The organism is Streptomyces sp. R33 (genome assembly GCF_041200175.1).
Taxonomy (GTDB): Bacteria; Actinomycetota; Actinomycetes; order Streptomycetales; family Streptomycetaceae; genus Streptomyces; species Streptomyces katrae_B.
On the sequence record NZ_CP165727.1, the window covers coordinates 4646919 to 4663216 of the forward strand.

Sequence of the window (16298 nt, forward strand, 5' to 3'; positions counted from 1 at the left end):
GCGGGCACCGCTGCGGCACCCAAGGTCAAAACTTGGATCCCTTTGGGCTGCCGGGCCTCTTTCCGGTGGACATGCCAGGGGGCCGCCGCGGAGGGTGGTGGGCATGAGCATCCAGCCCGTACCCGCCTTCGAACCGCCGTACGTGATGGCGGTCTTCAGCAATGTCCGCACCCCTGACGACACCGGATACCCGGAAACCAGCCGGCGGATGAACGAGATCGTGGCCGAGAACCCGGGCTTCCTCGGCTACGAGTCAGCCCGCACTCCCGGCGGCCTCGGCATCACCGTCGCCTACTTCCGCGACCACGAGTCCCTCGCCGAGTGGCGGCAGGACCTGGAGCACCAGGCGGCCATGAAGAGGGGCCGCGCCGACTGGTACGAGAGCTACACCCTGCACGTCGCGACCGTCGAGCGGAGCCACGGCTTTGCCCGCAACGGCTGACGCGGTCCGCACCTTCCGGGAGCGGCTCGGGCTGCCCGGACTGGTCGACGTCCACACGCACTTCATGCCCGAGCGGGTCCTGGACAAGGTGTGGGACTACTTCGACGCGGTCGGACCGCTGACCGGCGTCGAATGGCCCATCACCTACCGGCACGAGGAGGAGCAGCGGGTCGCGCTGCTGCGGGCGTTCGGGGTCCGGGCGTTCACCTCCATGCTCTACCCGCACAAGCCGGCGATGGCCGCATGGCTCAACTCCTGGTCGGCGGACTTCGCCGCCCGGACCCCCGACTGCCTGCACACGGCGACCTTCTTCCCGGAGGAGGGAGCCGAGGCGTACGTGCGGCAGGCCGTCGAGGCCGGGGCCCGGGTCTTCAAGGCGCACCTCCAGGTCGGCGGGTACGACCCGAACGACGACCGGCTCGATCCGGTCTGGGGGCTGCTCGCCGAGGCGGACGTCCCGACCGTGATCCACTGCGGGTCGGGGCCCGTCCCGGCCAAGTACACCGGGCCCGAGCCGATCGCCCGGCTGCTGTCCCGGCACCCCCGGCTGCCGCTGATCATCGCGCACATGGGCATGCCCGAGTACGCCGACTTCCTGGACCTCGCCGACCGGTACGCCGCGGTGCGCCTGGACACCACCATGGCCTTCACCGACTTTTCCGAGCGGTTGCACGGGTTCCCGCCGGGACAGCTCGGGCGGCTCGCGGACCTCGGCGACCGGATCCTGCTCGGCACGGACTTCCCGAACATCCCCTACCCGTATGAGCACCAGCTCGAGGCCCTGGAACGGCTCGGCCTCGGCGACGACTGGCTGCGCGCGGTCTGCCACGACAACGGCGCCCGGCTGTTCCGGCTGGTCTGAGCGGGCCTCCGAGAGCTTCTCGGGCAGTGCCGCTCTCAGACAGTGCCGCTCTCAGGCAGTGCAGTTCTCAGGAAATTCACAGGTAGGGACAAGAACGCTCTCAGAGGCCGCGGTCAGCGTGGTCGCATGACTGCGACGACCACCTCCCACGCGTCCACGTCCACCAGCAACCCCACGGCCCTCGTCCGGCCCGACGGCGGCCCCTGCCGGGTGCTCGTCGTCGACGACGAGGCCTCGCTCTCCGAGCTGCTCTCCATGGCCCTGCGCTACGAGGGCTGCGAGGTCCGCAGCGCGGGCGACGGGGCCGGCGCGGTGCGGGCCGCGCGGGAGTTCCGGCCGGACGTCGTCGTCCTCGACATCATGCTGCCCGACATGGACGGACTCGCCGTCCTCGGACAGCTGCGCCGGGAGATCCCGCAGCTCCCGGTGCTGTTCCTGACGGCCAAGGACTCCGTCGAGGACCGGATCGCGGGCCTCACGGCAGGTGGCGACGACTACGTCACCAAGCCGTTCAGCCTGGAGGAGGTCGTGGCCAGGCTCCGCGGCCTGGTCCGCCGCTCGGGCGCGGCGCAGGCCGCGCGCGGCGGCTCCGTCCTGGCCGTCGGCGATCTGCAGCTCGACGAGGACAGCCACGAGGTGTCCCGCGGCGGCCGGGAGATCCACCTGACCGCCACCGAGTTCGAGCTGCTGCGCTACCTGATGCGCAACCCCCGGCGGGTGCTCAGCAAGGCGCAGATCCTGGACCGGGTGTGGTCCTACGACTTCGGCGGCCAGGCCAACGTGGTCGAGCTGTACATCTCCTACCTGCGGCGGAAGCTGGAGAGCGGCCCGGGCTACCCGCCGATGATCCACACCCGGCGCGGCGCCGGCTATCTGATCAAGCCGGCGGAGTAGTGGCTCTCCGCCTGCCGCGGCCCCGACCCGTCCGTGCCTGGTCCCTTCGGGCCCGGCTCGTCGTCTCGGCGGTGGCGCTGATCGCCGTGGTGGGCGCGGCCATCGGGACCGTCACCACCCTCGCGCTGCGCTCGTACCTGGTCGACAAGCTCGACGACCAGCTGAGGGTCTCCGTCGAGATGGGCACCAGGAAGCCCCTTGAGGAGAGGGCGCTCCGGGACAGGGACGAGAAGTTCGTCCTGGTGCCCGGCTCCCCGCTGGGGGCTGCCGGGATCCGTCTTCTCGCCGACGGCACGGTCGCCAGCACGGCCCGCAGCGCCGCCGTCGGCGGGCCCGGGTACGACCACATCCAGCACCTGACGACAGCCCAGACCGAGGCCCTGGCCCGAGCCGCCCGCAAGGCCGCCGGACAGGGCCGGCCGGGCGCCACGAACCTGGACCTGCCGGGCCTCGGTGCGTACCGCGTGCTCACCGCGCCCGACGGCAGCCTGGTCCTCGGCTTCCCGCTCGCCGAGGTCGACTCCACCGTGAGCACGCTCATCGCCGTGGAGGTCTTCGTCACCGTGGCCGGGCTGATCGCGGCCTCCCTCGCCGGGCAGGCCCTGGTCGGCGTCGCCCTGCGCCCGCTGCGCCGGGTGGCCGCCACCGCCACCCGGGTCTCCGAACTCCCCCTGCACAGCGGCGAACCCGCCCTCCACGAGCGGGTCCCCGACGCCGAAGCCGACCCCCGTACCGAGGTGGGCCAGGTCGGCGCCGCCCTCAACCGGATGCTGGGGCACGTCTCCTCCGCGCTCACGGCCCGCCAGCAGAGCGAGACCCGGGTCCGACAGTTCGTCGCGGACGCCAGCCACGAACTGCGCACGCCGCTGGCCTCCATCCGCGGGTACGCCGAACTCACCCGCCGGGGAAGGGAAGAACCCGGACCCGACACCCGGCACGCCCTGGGCCGCATCGAATCCGAGGCGACCCGGATGACCGGCCTCGTCGAGGACCTGCTGCTCCTCGCCCGGCTCGACGCCGGCCGCCCGCTCTCCTCGGCCGACACCGACCTCGCCCCGCTCGTCGTCGACGCCGTCAGCGACGCACGGGCCGCGGGCCCCGAGCACCACTGGCGCCTCGAGCTGCCCGACGAGCCCGCGCCGATCCTCGCCGACCCGGCGCGGATCCAGCAGGTGCTGGTCAACCTGCTCGCCAACGCCCGTACGCACACCCCGCCCGGTACCACCGTCATCGCCCATGTTTCACGTGAAACATCCGCCGTCCGGCTGCGGATCGAGGACAACGGGCCCGGTATCCCGCCCGCCCTGCTCCCCCACGTCTTCGAACGCTTCGCCCGCGGCGACGCCTCACGCTCCCGTGCGGCAGGCTCCACCGGCCTCGGGCTCGCCATCGTCCAGGCCGTCGTGGCGGCGCACGGCGGACAGGTGGACGTACGGAGCGAGCCGGGGCGCACCCGCTTCGAGGTCCTGCTCCCCCTTGCCCCGGACCGGACGACGAGGTGCACGAAGACGGATTCACAGACGGGGCACAGGCTCACCACACAGCGGTGACAGCCCGCCGGGCGAGGGTCGGTGCATGCCAACCGACACCTCCTCCGGCGCCCTTCCGGCACGGGCGCACCTCGCGCCCGTGCCCGGTGAGCCCGTACTCGACGTGGTGATCCCGGTCTTCAACGAGGAGCAGGACCTCGGCCCGTGTGTGCGCCGGCTCCACGACCACCTCACCCGTACGTTCCCGTACCCGTTCCGCATCACGATCGCCGACAACGCGAGCACCGACCGCACCCCCGAGGTGGCGGCCGGCCTCGCCGCCACCGTCGAAGGCGTACGCAGCACCCGGCTGGAGGAGAAGGGCCGCGGCCGCGCCCTGCGCACCGTCTGGTCCCACTCCGAGGCACCCGTCCTCGCGTACATGGACGTGGACCTGTCCACCGACCTCAACGCGCTGCTGCCGCTGGTCGCCCCGCTCATCTCCGGGCACTCCGACCTCGCCATCGGCACCCGCCTCGCACGCTCCTCGCGCGTGGTGCGCGGCGCCAAGCGGGAGTTCGTGTCCCGCGCCTACAACCTGCTCCTGCGCTCCTCCCTCGCCGCCCGCTTCAGCGACGCGCAGTGCGGGTTCAAGGCCATCCGGCGGGAGGTCGCGGAGCGGCTGCTGCCGCTGGTGGAGGACTCGGGCTGGTTCTTCGACACCGAGATGCTGGTGCTCGCCGAGCGGGCCGGGCTGCGGATCCACGAGGTGCCGGTGGACTGGGTGGACGACCCTGATTCCACGGTGCACATCGTGAGCACCGCGACCGAGGACCTCAAGGGGATGTGGCGGGTGGGCCGGGCCCTGGCCGTCGGCGCGCTGCCGCTCGACCGGCTCGCCCGCCCCTTCGGCGACGACCCGCGCGACCGCAGCGCCCTGCCCGGGGTGCCCCGCGGGCTGGCCCGCCAGCTCCTCGGCTTCTGCGTCATCGGGGTGCTCTCCACGCTCGCCTACCTCGCCCTGTACTCCCTCTTCCGGCTCGGCGCCGGACCGCAGCTCGCCAACGCCGGCGCCCTGCTGGTCTCCGCCGTCGCCAACACCGCCGCCAACCGCCGGCTCACCTTCGGGGTTCGCGGCCGCGACCGGGCCGTCCGGCACCAGGCCCAGGGCCTCGTCGTGTTCGGCGTCGGGCTGGCCCTGACCAGCGGGTCGCTCGGCGCCCTCGGTGCCGCCACGGCCGACCCCTCCCACAGCACCGAACTGGCCGTGCTGATCACGGCCAACCTCGCCGCGACCGTGCTGAGGTTCCTGCTCTTCCGCGCCTGGGTCTTCCCCGACCGGCGCGCCACTCCCGCGAAGGACGACAACCGATGACCACGGCCGTACCACCCATGGACTCCCCGTTCCCCGAACGGGCCCCGACCGCCCCGGCCTCCTCGAGCGCGCCGAGCGCCACGGCCGGCGCCGCGGCCACGCGGCGCCCCCGCTGGGAGCGCCCCGCCTACGCGGCGCTCCTGCTGGCCACCGCCGTCCTGCTGCTGTGGAACCTGGGAGCCTCCGGCTACGCCAACTCCTTCTACTCCGCGGCCGTCCAGGCGGGCAGCGAGAGCTGGAAGGCCTTCTTCTTCGGCTCCTCCGACGCCGGGAACTCGATCACCGTCGACAAGCCCCCGGCCGCCCTGTGGCCGATGGCTCTGTCCGTCCGGCTGTTCGGGCTCGGCGGCTGGCAGATCCTCGTCCCGCAGGCCCTGATGGGCGTCGGCACCACCGCGGTGCTCTACGCCGCCGTACGCCGCCACTTCGGGCCCGCGGCCGCACTGCTCAGCGGCACGGTCTTCGCGCTCACCCCGGTCGCCGCGCTGATGTTCCGCTTCAACAACCCGGACGCGCTGCTGACCCTGCTGCTGACCGTCACCGTCTACTGCGTCCTGCGCGCCCTCGACGGCGCCCACACCAAGTGGCTGGTCTGGGCCGGCGTCGCGGTCGGCTTCGCCTTCCTGACCAAGACCCTGCAGGCCTTCGTCATCCTGCCGCCGCTCGCCCTCGTGTACGCCGTCTGCGCGCCGACCCGGCTGCGCCGCCGGCTGGGCCAGCTGCTGCTCGCCGGCGCCGCCATGGTGGTGGCCGGCGGCTGGTGGGTCGCGATCGTGGAACTCTGGCCCGCGTCCTCCCGCCCGTACATCGGCGGCTCGCAGACCAACTCCTTCCTGGAGCTGACCCTCGGCTACAACGGCCTCGGCCGGATCAACGGCAACGAGACCGGCAGCGTGGGCGGCGGCGCCCGCGCGGGTGGTGGCGGTGGCGGCGGGGGCTGGGGAGAGACCGGCATCGACCGGCTCTTCTCGGCCAACATCGGCGGGCAGATCTCCTGGCTGCTCCCGGCGGCCCTCGTCATGCTCGTCACCGGACTGGTGATCACCTGGCGCGCCCGGCGGGCCACCGACTCCCTGGAGAGCATGGCCCGCGCGGCCTTCCTGGTGTGGGGCGGCGCCCTGCTGACCACGGCGCTCGTCTTCAGCTACATGCAGGGCATCTTCCACGAGTACTACACCGTGGCGCTGGCCCCGTTCGTGGCCGCGCTGGTGGGCATGGGCGCGGCCATGCTGTGGGAGGAGCGGGGCAGCAAGGCCGCCGCGCTCACCCTGTCCGGCACCCTCGCGCTGACCGCGTGGTGGTCGTACGTCCTGCTCGGCCGCTCGGCCGGATACCTGCCGTGGCTGCGCTGGACGGTCCTCGCCGCCGGCCTGGCGGCGGCCGCCGGGCTGGTCCTCGGCGCGCGGTTCGGCCGGCGGTTCGTGCTGGGCGCGGCGGCGCTCGGGCTGGGTGCGGCGCTGGCCGGTCCCCTCGCGTACTGCCTGACCACGGTGGACTCCACGCGAGGCGGGTCGATCGTGACCGCCGGGCCCGCGGTCTCGGGCGGCCGGGGCGGCATGGGCATGCGGTTCTTCGGTGCCGGTGAACTCCCGCCCGGCGCGGCCCCGCAGGGGGCCTTCCAGGGAGGCCCGCAGCAGGGGCAGCAGGGCGGCGGTCCGCAGGGCGGGCCCCGGCAGTTCCCCGGCGGTCAGGGCGGTCAGGGCTTCCCGCGTGGTCAGGGCGGTCAGGGCTTCCCGGGCGGCCAGGGGGCCGCCGGATGGCGCGGTGCACGCGGGACGGAGAACTTCGCGGGCGGCCCCGGTGGCGGCGCCCCCGGCGGCCTGCTGGGCGGTACGAAGGTCAGTACGCAGGCCACGGCGGCCCTGCGCAAGGACGCGGAGAAGTACACCTGGGCGGCAGCCGCCGTCGGTGCGCAGAACGCGGCGAGCTACCAGCTGGCCTCCGGCCGGCCGGTGATGCCGATCGGCGGGTTCAACGGCAGCGACCCGTCCCCGACGCTCGCCAAGTTCCAGGAGTACGTGCGCACCGGGAAGGTCCACTACTTCATCGGCGGCAACGACGGCGCCGGTGGCGAGGGGCAGGCCATGCGCGGCGGCCCGGGCGGTGGCACCAGCAGCGCCATCTCGACCTGGGTCAAGGCCAACTTCAGGTCCACGACGGTCGGCGGAGCCACGTTCTACGACCTGACCGCCCCCTTGAACGGCACGTCCGCCCCGTCCTGATCCCGCCGAAACGCGAGGGGCACCCTCCACGCGGTCTCTGGGGAGCGGAAACGCACCCCACTTCCCCGAGACCACTTAGCATCAAGTGGGCGGACCGGGCATTCCGGGCTGATCCAGCTGTCGTGAGGAGGGTGCCTCCATGGTGACCGCGGCCGATCCCGGCAAGGCCCGGACCAGCGTCTGGCTGGCCGGCGGCCACACCGCACCCGCCAGACGCCGCACCGAGGCGCCCTCCGGCCTCGACCGGGAGCGGATCATCAGGGCCACCGTACGGCTGCTCGACGCCGAGGGGCTGGCCCGGTTCTCGATGCGGCGGCTCGCTGCCGGGCTCGGGGTCACCGCGATGTCCCTGTACTGGTACGTCGACACCAAGCACGATCTGCTCGAACTCGCCCTGGACCGCGCCCTGGGCGAGCTCCCGCTGCCCCGGACCGCACCGGCCGAGCCGGTCCGGGAGGGCTGGCCCGGCCGGCTGCGGTCGCTGGCCTGCGGCTACCGGCGGCTGCTGGCGGAGCACCCGTGGGTGGCTCCGCTGACCGCCGCGTACCCGAACATCGGCCCGCACGCCCGGGCCTTCGACTGCGCCCTGCAGCGGCTGCTCGATGCCACCGGCCTGGCGGGTGCCTGCCGGACCGGTGCGCACCTGGCCGTCTCGCAGTTCCTGCACGGCTGCGGGGGCGCCGCCCGGCGGGTGTCCGACGGGGACTTCGTCCTCGCGCTCGACGTGCTGATCGCGGGCATCGAGGCGAAGGCCGCCGCCCGGCCGGGCGCGTAGAAGACCCCCGCCGGGTGCCTGCCCCGGCCTGTCGAACAGGGGAGAGGCAGCCCGACGGGGGTCTGTCGTGTCGCGGGTGTTGCTACTGCGCCGAGGCCGTCTCTGCCGAGGCGGTCGCTGCCGAGGCGGTCGCTGCTGAGGTCGTCGGGGCCGAGGCCGTCGGGGCGTGGGCCGCCGGCTTGGACTTCAGCGCGACCTCCTTGATGAACAGCACCAGGACGAGCGCGAGCAGCGCGGTGGGCGCGGCGTAGAGGAAGACGTCGCCGACGCCGTGCCCGTACGCGGACTCGATGACCGTGCGGAACGGCGCGGGCAGCTTGTCGAGGTCGGGGATCCCGCCGCCGGCGGTGCCGCCGTGGCCCATCGCCGCGGCCTTCGGGCCGAGCTCGGCCAGCCCGTCCTTGACGTAGTGGGTGACCCGGTTGGCCATCACCGCGCCGAGCGCCGAGACGCCCATGGCGCCGCCGAGCGAGCGGAAGAAGGTGACGACCGAGCTGGCCGCTCCCAGGTCCTCCGGGGCCACCTGGTTCTGGGTGGCGAGGACGAGGTTCTGCATCATCATGCCGAGACCGAGTCCGGTCAGCGCCATGTAGATCGCGATGTGCCAGTACGGGGTGTCGTACCGCAGGGTGCCCAGCAGTCCGAGGCCGGCCGTCAGCAGGACGCCGCCGGAGACGAGCCAGGCCTTCCACTTGCCGGTCTTGGTGATCACCTGACCGGAAACCGTGGAGGACACGAAGAGCCCACCGATCATCGGAATCGTGAGGATTCCGGACATCGTGGGGGACTCGTTGCGGGCCAACTGGAAGAACTGGCTGAAAAAGACCGTGCCCGAGAACATCGCGATGCCGACGAACAGCGAGGCCGCCGAGGCGAGGGTGATGGTCTTGTTGCGGAACAGGCGCAGCGGGATGATCGGGTCGCTCGCCTTGGACTCGACGAGGAGGAAGAGCAGGCCGAGGGCGACGGCGCCGCCGGTCATCGCCGCGGTGGTCCAGGAGATCCAGCCGTACGAGTCGCCGGCCTGCGTGACCCAGATCAGGAGCAGGGACACGGCCCCGCTGATCAGGAAGGCGCCGAGCCAGTCGACCTTGACGTCGCGGCGGACGACCGGGAGGTGCAGGGTCCGCTGGAGGACGATGAGGGCGATGACCGCGAACGGCACGCCGACGTAGAAGCACCAGCGCCAGCCGAGCCACGAGGTGTCGGTGATGACACCGCCGAGCAGCGGGCCGCCGACGGTGGCGACGGCGAAGACGGCGCCGAGGTAGCCGCTGTACCGGCCGCGCTCGCGCGGGGAGATCATCGCGGCCATCACGATCTGGGCGAGGGCCGACAGGCCGCCGACGCCGATGCCCTGGACCACGCGGCAGGCGATGAGCATGCCGGTGTTCTGGGACATGCCGGCGACCACGGAGCCGAGGACGTAGATCACCAGGGATATCTGGACCAGCAGCTTCTTGCTGAAGAGGTCGGACAGCTTGCCCCAGAGCGGGGTCGCGGCCGTCATCGACAGCAGGGCGGCGGTGACGACCCAGGTGTAGGAGGACTGCGTGCCCCCGAGGTCGCTGATGATCTGCGGCAGGGCGTTGGAGACGATCGTGGACGACAGGATCGCCACGAACATGCCGAGCATCAGCCCGGACAGCGCCTTCATGATCTGGGGGTGGGTCATGGGGGCGGGCGCGGGGTGGGGGGTGGTCTGCGACCGGCTGCCTTCCTGCACGCCGGCGGGTGCGGTCGTCGCCATGTGGTTCCTTTCTCTAGAAGCTCGATCGGAGCCGGGTCAGCAGGGCGTTCAGTACGTCGATGTCGTGGGCGGACCAGTCGGCCAGGGCCTTTTCCAGCGCCCCGGTGTAGCGGGCGCCGAGCTCCGCGAGGAGCGCAAGGCCGGCCGGGGTGAGCCGCAGGATGCGGCAGCGGCCGTCGCCGGGGTCGATGTCGCGGGTGATCCACCCGCGGTCGGCGACGTGGGCGACGTGGCGGCTGGTCACCGAGATGTCGATGGCCATGAGGTCGGCGAGGCGGCCGAGCCGCATTTCGCCGTGGCGGTCGAGCAGGGTGAGGACGGCGGCGGAGCCCGGCGGGCAGTCCGGGGGAAGCATGCGGGCGAGGTCGCGCTTGACCGCGCCGATGCCGGTGAGCTGGCGGGCCAGTTCCTCATAGCGGGTGGGGTGGGGTGCGGGGGGTGCTTGTGGTGTCTGTGCCGTGGGTGGTGCCTGCGGCGCCTGGGTGGTCATCGGCCCTCCTCTCCTCATGTTGTTGCTTAGGGCAACCATAGAATCGATTGGTTGCTACAGGCAAATGAATTGAGGGGGTGGGGCGGTAAAGGAATCGGAAAACCCGCTAGGGTCCTGAGGCATGGCTGCGAACCACAACTCACAGGGCCCCGAGGGCAACTACGACCCCGCGGGCAGCACTCAGATGTTCCGGGCGTTCGTCGAGGAGGCCGCGCCGGCCGGGCCGGGGTCGGGGCAGGGGCCTGCGGTGCCGGGGGCTCGGCGGCGGCAGGCCGCGCAGGGCTCGGGGTCGAAGGCCGGGCTGTGGCTGGGGGTGGGGGTCGTCGCGCTGGTGCTGATCGGGTTGGTGGCCTGGCTGGCGCTGTAGTCGCCGGGGAGGGTGGGGCGGGCCCGCTGCGCGGGCTTTCTCCCCCGCCCCGCCCTTTCTCCGTTTCCCGGGCTGCGCCCGGACCCGGTCGGGCGCGGCGCCGTGCCGGGGCCCGGCAGGCGGCTGGACGGGGGTCAGGTCCAGGTGGCTGTCGCCGTGCGGGTTTCTATGTGCATGCCCAGCGGGACTCGCCAGGGTTCGACGCAGACCGCGTAGGTCTGCGTCTTTGTCGTGCCGCCGGGGATGGGCGCCGGGAGGGGCTGGGCCGTGGTGATCGTGGCCCAGTCGATGCCCAGGGCGCCGATGATGTGCGTCGCGAAGGACACCGTGCCCGAACGGGTCGGTGTCGTACCGGTGTTGGTGAACCCCACCGTGACGTTCTCGCACCAGCGTTCCGCCGCCGGGGTGCGCGTCGGCGGGCTCAGGGTCAGTTTCGCCGGGGTGGCCGGGGGCGTCGTTCCCGGTTTCGGTGCCGGGGTTCCCGCGCCGGGGGCGGCCGGGGTCGCCACGGGTGGGGGCTGGGGCGGCTCGGCCGTCCCGGGCGGGGTGGTCCCGGGCGGGGTGGTCGTGGCTCCGCTCCGGGCGGAGTCGGCAGGACCCTGCGGACCCGGGGTACTGGCCGACGTACTCGTCGTGGAGGACGGGGATCCGGCCAGCTGCTGGAACTCCACCGGCGTCCGGGGCGCGACGTTGTCGCCCGCGCGGCGCTCCGGGCCCGGGGCGACGGCGCCCGCGGCGGCGTAGCCGTCACGTGCCGGGCCGCCGCACCCGGTGAGGCATGCGGCGGCCAGTACGAGCAGCGTGAGCGGGGTGAGGGCTCGGCGTTCCCTTCGCAGCATCGCGGTAGTTTGACTGACTGTACGTCAGATGGGAAGCCCGCCTTCGGCGGCTACTCGCCGATCAGGCCCACCCGGAGCTGCGCCAGCGTGCGCGTGAGCAGCCGGGAGACGTGCATCTGGGAGATGCCGACCTCCTCGCCGATCTGCGACTGCGTCATGTTCGCGAAGAACCGCAGCATGATGATCTGCCGTTCCCGGGGCGGGAGTTTGGCGAGCAGCGGCTTCAGCGACTCGCGGTACTCGACGCCCTCGAGCGCGGTGTCCTCGTAGCCGAGGCGGTCCGCGAGCGAGCCCTCGCCGCCCTCGTCCTCGGGAGAGGGCGAGTCGAGCGAGGAGGCGGTGTACGCGTTGCCCACGGCGAGGCCGTCGACGACGTCCTCCTCCGACACCCCGAGCACCGCGGCCAGTTCCGGCACCGTCGGCGAACGGTCGAGCTTCTGGGCGAGCTCGTCGCTGGCCTTGGTGAGGGCGAGGCGCAGCTCCTGGAGCCGGCGCGGGACGCGCACGGACCAGGAGGTGTCCCTAAAGAATCGTTTGATCTCGCCCACGACGGTCGGCATCGCGAACGTCGGGAACTCCACGCCGCGTTCGCAGTCGAACCGGTCGATCGCCTTGATCAGGCCGATCGTTCCGACCTGGACGATGTCCTCCATCGGCTCGTTCCGGCTGCGGAAGCGAGCGGCGGCGTACCGCACCAGGGGCAGGTTCAGCTCGATCAGGGTGTCGCGTACGTACGCCCGTTCGGGGCTGTCCGCGTCCAGGGCGGCAAGTCGCTGGAAGAGGGAGCGGGAGAGGGTGCGGGTGTCGATGGCTTCCGAGCGGACAGGCGCTGCAGGCACTGCAGGTGCTGTCGGCGCAGCGCTCTTGACGAGCGTGAGCACCTTGGAGCTGCCCTGGTCTACGGACATGCCACCCCCTTGAGGTCGCGGACGGTCGCGTACGGCGCGCCCGTCGGAGGAACGCAGCCTCCACCTGAATACCGGAGGCGGGGCTGCGGCAAACGCGGTTCCAGCAGAATGTCACATGTCGGCAACGCGCTGTAGCGCCAAGTCGACATATATCTCCAGTGACAGAGCGGAATGAGCCCATTCCGTGGGAAACGGAGGAACGATCTCCACCCGTTTCAGCTACGCCTCGATCCTGTTTGCGGACCGGAGCCGGGCGAAGCTGCGGGCGAGCAGCCGGGACACGTGCATCTGCGACACCCCGAGCTCGGCGCTGATCTGCGACTGCGTCAGGTTGTTGTAGTACCGCAGCAGCAGGATCCTTTGTTCACGTTCGGGCAGCTGTACGAGCAGGTGCCGTACGAGGTCCCGGTGCTCGACCCCGGCCAGCTCGGGGTCCTCGTAGCCGAGGCGGTCCAGCAGGCCCGGCAGCCCGTCGCCCTCCTGGGCGGCCTCGAGCGAGGTGGCGTGGTAGCTGCGCCCCGCCTCGATGCAGGACAGCACTTCTTCCTCGGTGATCCGCAGCCGCTCGGCGATCTCGGCGGTGGTCGGCGTGCGCCCGTGCAGGGTGGTGAGGTCCTCGGTGGCGGCGTTCACCTGGACCCACAGCTCGTGGAGCCGGCGCGGCACGTGGACGGTGCGGACGTTGTCGCGGAAGTACCGTTTGATCTCGCCCACGACGGTCGGCATCGCGAAGGTCGGGAACTGCACCCCGCGGTCGGGGTCGAACCGGTCGATCGCGTTGATGAGGCCGATCGTGCCGACCTGGACCACGTCCTCCATCGGCTCGTTGCGGCTGCGGAAGCGGGCGGCCGCGTACCGGACGAGCGGAAGGTTCGCTTCGATGAGGGCCCCGCGCACCCGGTGGTGCTCGCTCGTGCCCGGCTGAAGGCCCTTCAGCTGCCCGAACAGGACCTGGGTGAGGGCCCGGGTGTCCGCGCCCCGGCTCTGCGGTCTCGGGGCCGCCGCAGGCTCCTCCGGGGGGTCCTGCTGGGGCGGAACCTGAGAGTCCGGCTGGGCGCCGCGAGGGGCGCCGCGCGGGGTGTCGTGCGGGGTGTCGTGCCGTGGGGGGAGGTGCGGGGCGCCCTGGGGGGCGGGCGGGGCGTCCTGAGGGCCGTGCGTCGTTTCGTGCTCCGGGCCGTGCTGGGGGTCCTGCTGGGGTGGCACCTGAGGCGCAGTACTGGCCGGCACGGTCACGCCACCCCTTCATGTATCAACTCATCCGTCAAAAGCGGTCATAGCATCACAAGACATGTGCACTGTGTGCAAGCACCGTATATCACCGTGTTGAGGGCAAGTTGGGCATAATGGGGTGTTTTGGATAGGGCCATCACGGGGGTGCAGGAATGCAAAAGCCCCCCACCCGTCGGAGTGGGGGGCCGGTCAGTCCGGAAGCCGCGTCAGCGTACGGGTTCAGCGCACCAGTTCGGTCATGAACGCGCCGATGCCGTGGGCCGCGTCCGAAATGCCTTGGAAGCCTATTTTCACGATGTCGGCCGCCTTCACCGGCTGGGTGATGATCACGAAGAGCACGAATACGACGAGCCCACCCGTGATCATCTTCTTGGTGTCCATGAGCGGTGTCGGCCTCCCCAACCGGTCCTGCGCAGTCGGGTGAGTCTATCCGGACGGGTTCGGACACTGACCAGGTCTTTATGGACCAATGACCCGGTGGTCCGGGCCCTTTGCCGCCGGGCGGGTGGCTGCGGGTGGCCCAGTATGGAAGTCGAGCCCACCGGTTCTGGCAGGAAACCGGTGGGTGAGGGACAGGACCTCACTGCGGGGTCCGGGCCGCAGGCTTCCCCCTGACTGCGGAGCGGACGGCAGGTTCCGTCATCGTCGGGGGAAGTGGCTTGTCCCCCCGATGCCACTTCCCCCGCCCGTACGTCGAAGGCCCCGACCCCGGTCGGGGCCTTCGACGTACGGGGGTGCGGACCGTCCCGTACCGGCTGCCGTACCGCCTATTGGATGGCGCCGAGCAGGCCCAGGACGGGCTCCGCAGGGGCGACCACGGGCCACAGCTGGTCCGGCAGGTTCATCAGCTGACCGAACTGGTTGACCCCCGGGATGACCTGATCGGCGATCTCCTGTACGGAACCCGGCGTCGCCCCTTCCGGCATGCCCGGGGCCGCCTGCGGCAGGTCCGGGAGGGTGATCGGGACTGCGGGGGCGGCGGAGGCGGCCGGAGCGGCGAGGCCCGCGGCGGCCCCCGCGAGGGCGAAGGCGGCGAGCATGCGCTGGGTCTTGGTCATGCCGTGACAACGGCCGAGCGGGCGCCCGGTCACGCGGCCGTCATCCGTAGGGACGCGTCGGGGCGCCGAACGCACCGAGGCGCACCGAGGCGCACCGACATGCCCGGATACGCCGGAAGCCCCGTCCCTTGCGGGGCGGGGCTTCCGGTCGAAGCGGTAGTGGAGGGATTTGAACCCCCGATGGGTTGCCCCATACTCGCTTTCGAGGCGAGCTCCTTCGGCCACTCGGACACACTACCGAGATGGATCCTAGCCTACGGATCCGCATCAAATGAAATCGGTGCCCCCGGGCCGCCTCAGAGGTCGCGGAAGAAGTCCGTGAGCTGCCGCGCGCATTCCTCGGCGAGCACGCCGCGGACCACTTCGGGACGGTGGTTGAGCCTGCGGTCCCGTACGAGGTCCCAGAGGGACCCCGCGGCTCCCGCCTTCTCGTCGTCGGCGCCGTAGACGACCCGGGCCACCCGCGACTGCACGAGCGCGCCCGCGCACATCACGCACGGCTCCAGGGTCACCACGAGGGTGCACCCCGGAAGCCGCCATTCCCCCAGCCGGGCGGCCGCCCGGCGCAGCGCCAGCACTTCGGCGTGCGCCGTGGGGTCGCCGGTGGCCTCGCGCTCGTTGTACCCGGTGGCGAGGAGCTGCCCGTCCGGGCCCAGCACGACGGCGCCGACCGGCACGTCGCCGGCCGGCACCGCCCGGGCGGCCTCCTGGAGCGCCAGGCGCATGGAGTCCCGCCACGGGTCCCGTACGGGATCGGGGCCGTGCAGGGGGTGGTGCGTGGTGATCACTAGCGGACGGCCTCCAGCACCTCGGTGGCGCCGAGGGAATCGGCGATCTCCGAGAGGGCGTCCCCGTCGAGGGTCATCAGTTGTTTGTGGCTGACGCCGAGGTCGTCGAGCAGCCGGGGGTCGCCGAGCGGACCGGCCGGTACCGGTTCCGTGCCGGGCGAATCCTCCTCGTCCCCGTCGTCGTCGGCTTCGGTGAACGCGGCGATCGTGTCCTCCTCGCCGTCCTCGGTGCCGTCCAGGTCCAGTTCGTCGAGTGCGTCGTCCTCCTCGTCGCTGCCCAGCAGCTCGTCGGTCAGCATCGAGCCGTAGGAGCTGCGGGAGGCCGCGGAGGCGTTCGACACGAAGTACCGCGGGTCCTCCTCGCCGTCCACGCGGACGACGCCGAACCAGGCGTCCTCCTGCTCGATGAGGGCGACCACCGTGTCGTCGTCGACAGCGGCGGCACGGGCGAGATCGATCAGATCACTGAGGGACTCGACGTCGTCGAGTTCCATGTCGCTCGCTTCCCACCCGTCTTCGGTGCGCGCGAGCAGTGCGGCGAAATACACCGTGACTCTCCCACTGGTCATAGGCGTGCCGGTTGGAGGTCCCCCCGGCCGGAGGTGGGAAGGGTTGGAACGGCTGTCCTGCTCACCGTTTCGTGCCCCGCCCAATCGGCATCGTGGCAGAAACAGCGGCGTTGCGAGAGGTCTTCCGCGCTTGCGTCGTGCCGTGCCGTGCGCTCCGCGGGGTGTACGGGGGCTGCGGGGCGGGCTTGCGGGGCCGCCCGGGATCCCGCCGGGCCCATCGGCGCGGCGCCGTTGTCGGGGGCTCTGCCCCCGGGCCCCCG

The 16298-nt window shown here is 72.0% G+C and carries 17 protein-coding genes and 1 tRNA gene; 8 read left to right on the forward strand and 10 right to left on the reverse strand.

All coding sequences use genetic code 11. The annotated features are described in order from the left end of the window. Positions 1–103: 103 nt before the first annotated feature. The 7 genes from AB5J51_RS21240 to AB5J51_RS21270 all read left to right on the forward strand — a co-directional run bounded on the left by AB5J51_RS21240 (position 104) and on the right by AB5J51_RS21270 (position 8039). The gene (locus AB5J51_RS21240; protein ID WP_053785398.1) at positions 104–442 is read left to right on the forward strand and encodes an antibiotic biosynthesis monooxygenase; all 339 of its coding nucleotides are present in this window, start codon (positions 104–106) and stop codon (positions 440–442) included. Continuing rightward, a complete protein-coding gene (locus AB5J51_RS21245; protein WP_053785397.1) occupies positions 426–1304 on the forward strand; it encodes an amidohydrolase family protein in 879 nt (292 codons plus the stop codon). The genes AB5J51_RS21240 and AB5J51_RS21245 overlap by 17 nt, the downstream gene beginning before the upstream one ends. Positions 1305–1430: 126 nt before the next feature. Beyond that, positions 1431–2198, forward strand: coding sequence for a response regulator transcription factor (locus tag AB5J51_RS21250; protein ID WP_053785396.1), 768 nt, complete (start codon positions 1431–1433; stop codon positions 2196–2198). Continuing rightward, a complete protein-coding gene (locus AB5J51_RS21255) occupies positions 2198–3748 on the forward strand; it encodes a sensor histidine kinase (RefSeq protein ID WP_369778347.1) in 1551 nt (516 codons plus the stop codon). The genes AB5J51_RS21250 and AB5J51_RS21255 overlap by 1 nt, the downstream gene beginning before the upstream one ends. 25 nt (positions 3749–3773) lie before the next feature. Beyond that, positions 3774–5042 carry a bifunctional glycosyltransferase family 2/GtrA family protein gene (locus AB5J51_RS21260; RefSeq protein WP_133897542.1) on the forward strand — a complete coding sequence of 423 codons (1269 nt, stop codon included), beginning with the start codon at positions 3774–3776 and terminating at the stop codon, positions 5040–5042. Then, entirely contained in the window at positions 5039–7264 is a 2226-nt protein-coding gene (locus AB5J51_RS21265) for an ArnT family glycosyltransferase (RefSeq protein ID WP_369778348.1), read from the forward strand. The genes AB5J51_RS21260 and AB5J51_RS21265 overlap by 4 nt, the downstream gene beginning before the upstream one ends. Positions 7265–7403: 139 nt before the next feature. Beyond that, positions 7404–8039 (forward strand): TetR/AcrR family transcriptional regulator, encoded by a 636-nt coding sequence (locus tag AB5J51_RS21270; RefSeq protein ID WP_053785393.1) that lies wholly within the window; start codon positions 7404–7406, stop codon positions 8037–8039. 82 nt (positions 8040–8121) lie between these two features. Here the strand turns inward: AB5J51_RS21270 and AB5J51_RS21275 are convergent, their stop codons facing one another. Together AB5J51_RS21275 and AB5J51_RS21280 are read right to left on the reverse strand one after the other, a co-directional pair. Then, positions 8122–9789 carry an MDR family MFS transporter gene (locus AB5J51_RS21275; RefSeq protein ID WP_369778350.1) on the reverse strand — a complete coding sequence of 556 codons (1668 nt, stop codon included), beginning with the start codon at positions 9787–9789 and terminating at the stop codon, positions 8122–8124. A gap of 13 nt (positions 9790–9802) precedes the next feature. Further along, positions 9803–10279 (reverse strand): MarR family winged helix-turn-helix transcriptional regulator, encoded by a 477-nt coding sequence (locus AB5J51_RS21280; protein WP_369778352.1) that lies wholly within the window; start codon positions 10277–10279, stop codon positions 9803–9805. Between the two features lie 121 nt (positions 10280–10400). Between AB5J51_RS21280 and AB5J51_RS21285 the strand changes: the two genes are divergently transcribed. Beyond that, positions 10401–10646 carry a hypothetical protein gene (locus AB5J51_RS21285; RefSeq protein ID WP_136225036.1) on the forward strand — a complete coding sequence of 82 codons (246 nt, stop codon included), beginning with the start codon at positions 10401–10403 and terminating at the stop codon, positions 10644–10646. A 134-nt stretch (positions 10647–10780) separates the two neighbouring features. Here AB5J51_RS21285 and AB5J51_RS21290 read toward each other — a convergent pair whose 3' ends face one another. From AB5J51_RS21290 to AB5J51_RS21325, 8 genes are all read right to left on the reverse strand, one after another. Further along, positions 10781–11485 carry a hypothetical protein gene (locus AB5J51_RS21290; protein ID WP_369778353.1) on the reverse strand — a complete coding sequence of 235 codons (705 nt, stop codon included), beginning with the start codon at positions 11483–11485 and terminating at the stop codon, positions 10781–10783. A gap of 50 nt (positions 11486–11535) precedes the next feature. Then, the gene (locus tag AB5J51_RS21295) at positions 11536–12393 is read right to left on the reverse strand and encodes an RNA polymerase sigma factor SigF (protein WP_053788322.1); all 858 of its coding nucleotides are present in this window, start codon (positions 12391–12393) and stop codon (positions 11536–11538) included. A gap of 219 nt (positions 12394–12612) precedes the next feature. Further along, positions 12613–13596: an RNA polymerase sigma factor SigF gene (locus tag AB5J51_RS21300; protein WP_369778355.1), complete on the reverse strand. Its 984-nt coding sequence runs from the start codon at positions 13594–13596 to the stop codon at positions 12613–12615. A gap of 246 nt (positions 13597–13842) precedes the next feature. Further along, positions 13843–14004 carry a hypothetical protein gene (locus AB5J51_RS21305; RefSeq protein WP_166663145.1) on the reverse strand — a complete coding sequence of 54 codons (162 nt, stop codon included), beginning with the start codon at positions 14002–14004 and terminating at the stop codon, positions 13843–13845. 386 nt (positions 14005–14390) lie between these two features. Further along, entirely contained in the window at positions 14391–14681 is a 291-nt protein-coding gene (locus AB5J51_RS21310) for a hypothetical protein (RefSeq protein WP_053788321.1), read from the reverse strand. Between the two features lie 154 nt (positions 14682–14835). After that, a tRNA-Ser gene (locus AB5J51_RS21315) sits at positions 14836–14920 on the reverse strand. Positions 14921–14977: 57 nt separating this feature from the next. Beyond that, on the reverse strand, positions 14978–15469 hold the full coding sequence (gene tadA, locus AB5J51_RS21320) for a tRNA adenosine(34) deaminase TadA (protein ID WP_053788320.1): 492 nt from the start codon (positions 15467–15469) through the stop codon (positions 14978–14980). Further along, the gene (locus tag AB5J51_RS21325) at positions 15469–16017 is read right to left on the reverse strand and encodes a hypothetical protein (RefSeq protein WP_136225083.1); all 549 of its coding nucleotides are present in this window, start codon (positions 16015–16017) and stop codon (positions 15469–15471) included. The genes tadA and AB5J51_RS21325 overlap by 1 nt, the downstream gene beginning before the upstream one ends. Positions 16018–16298 lie beyond the last annotated feature (281 nt).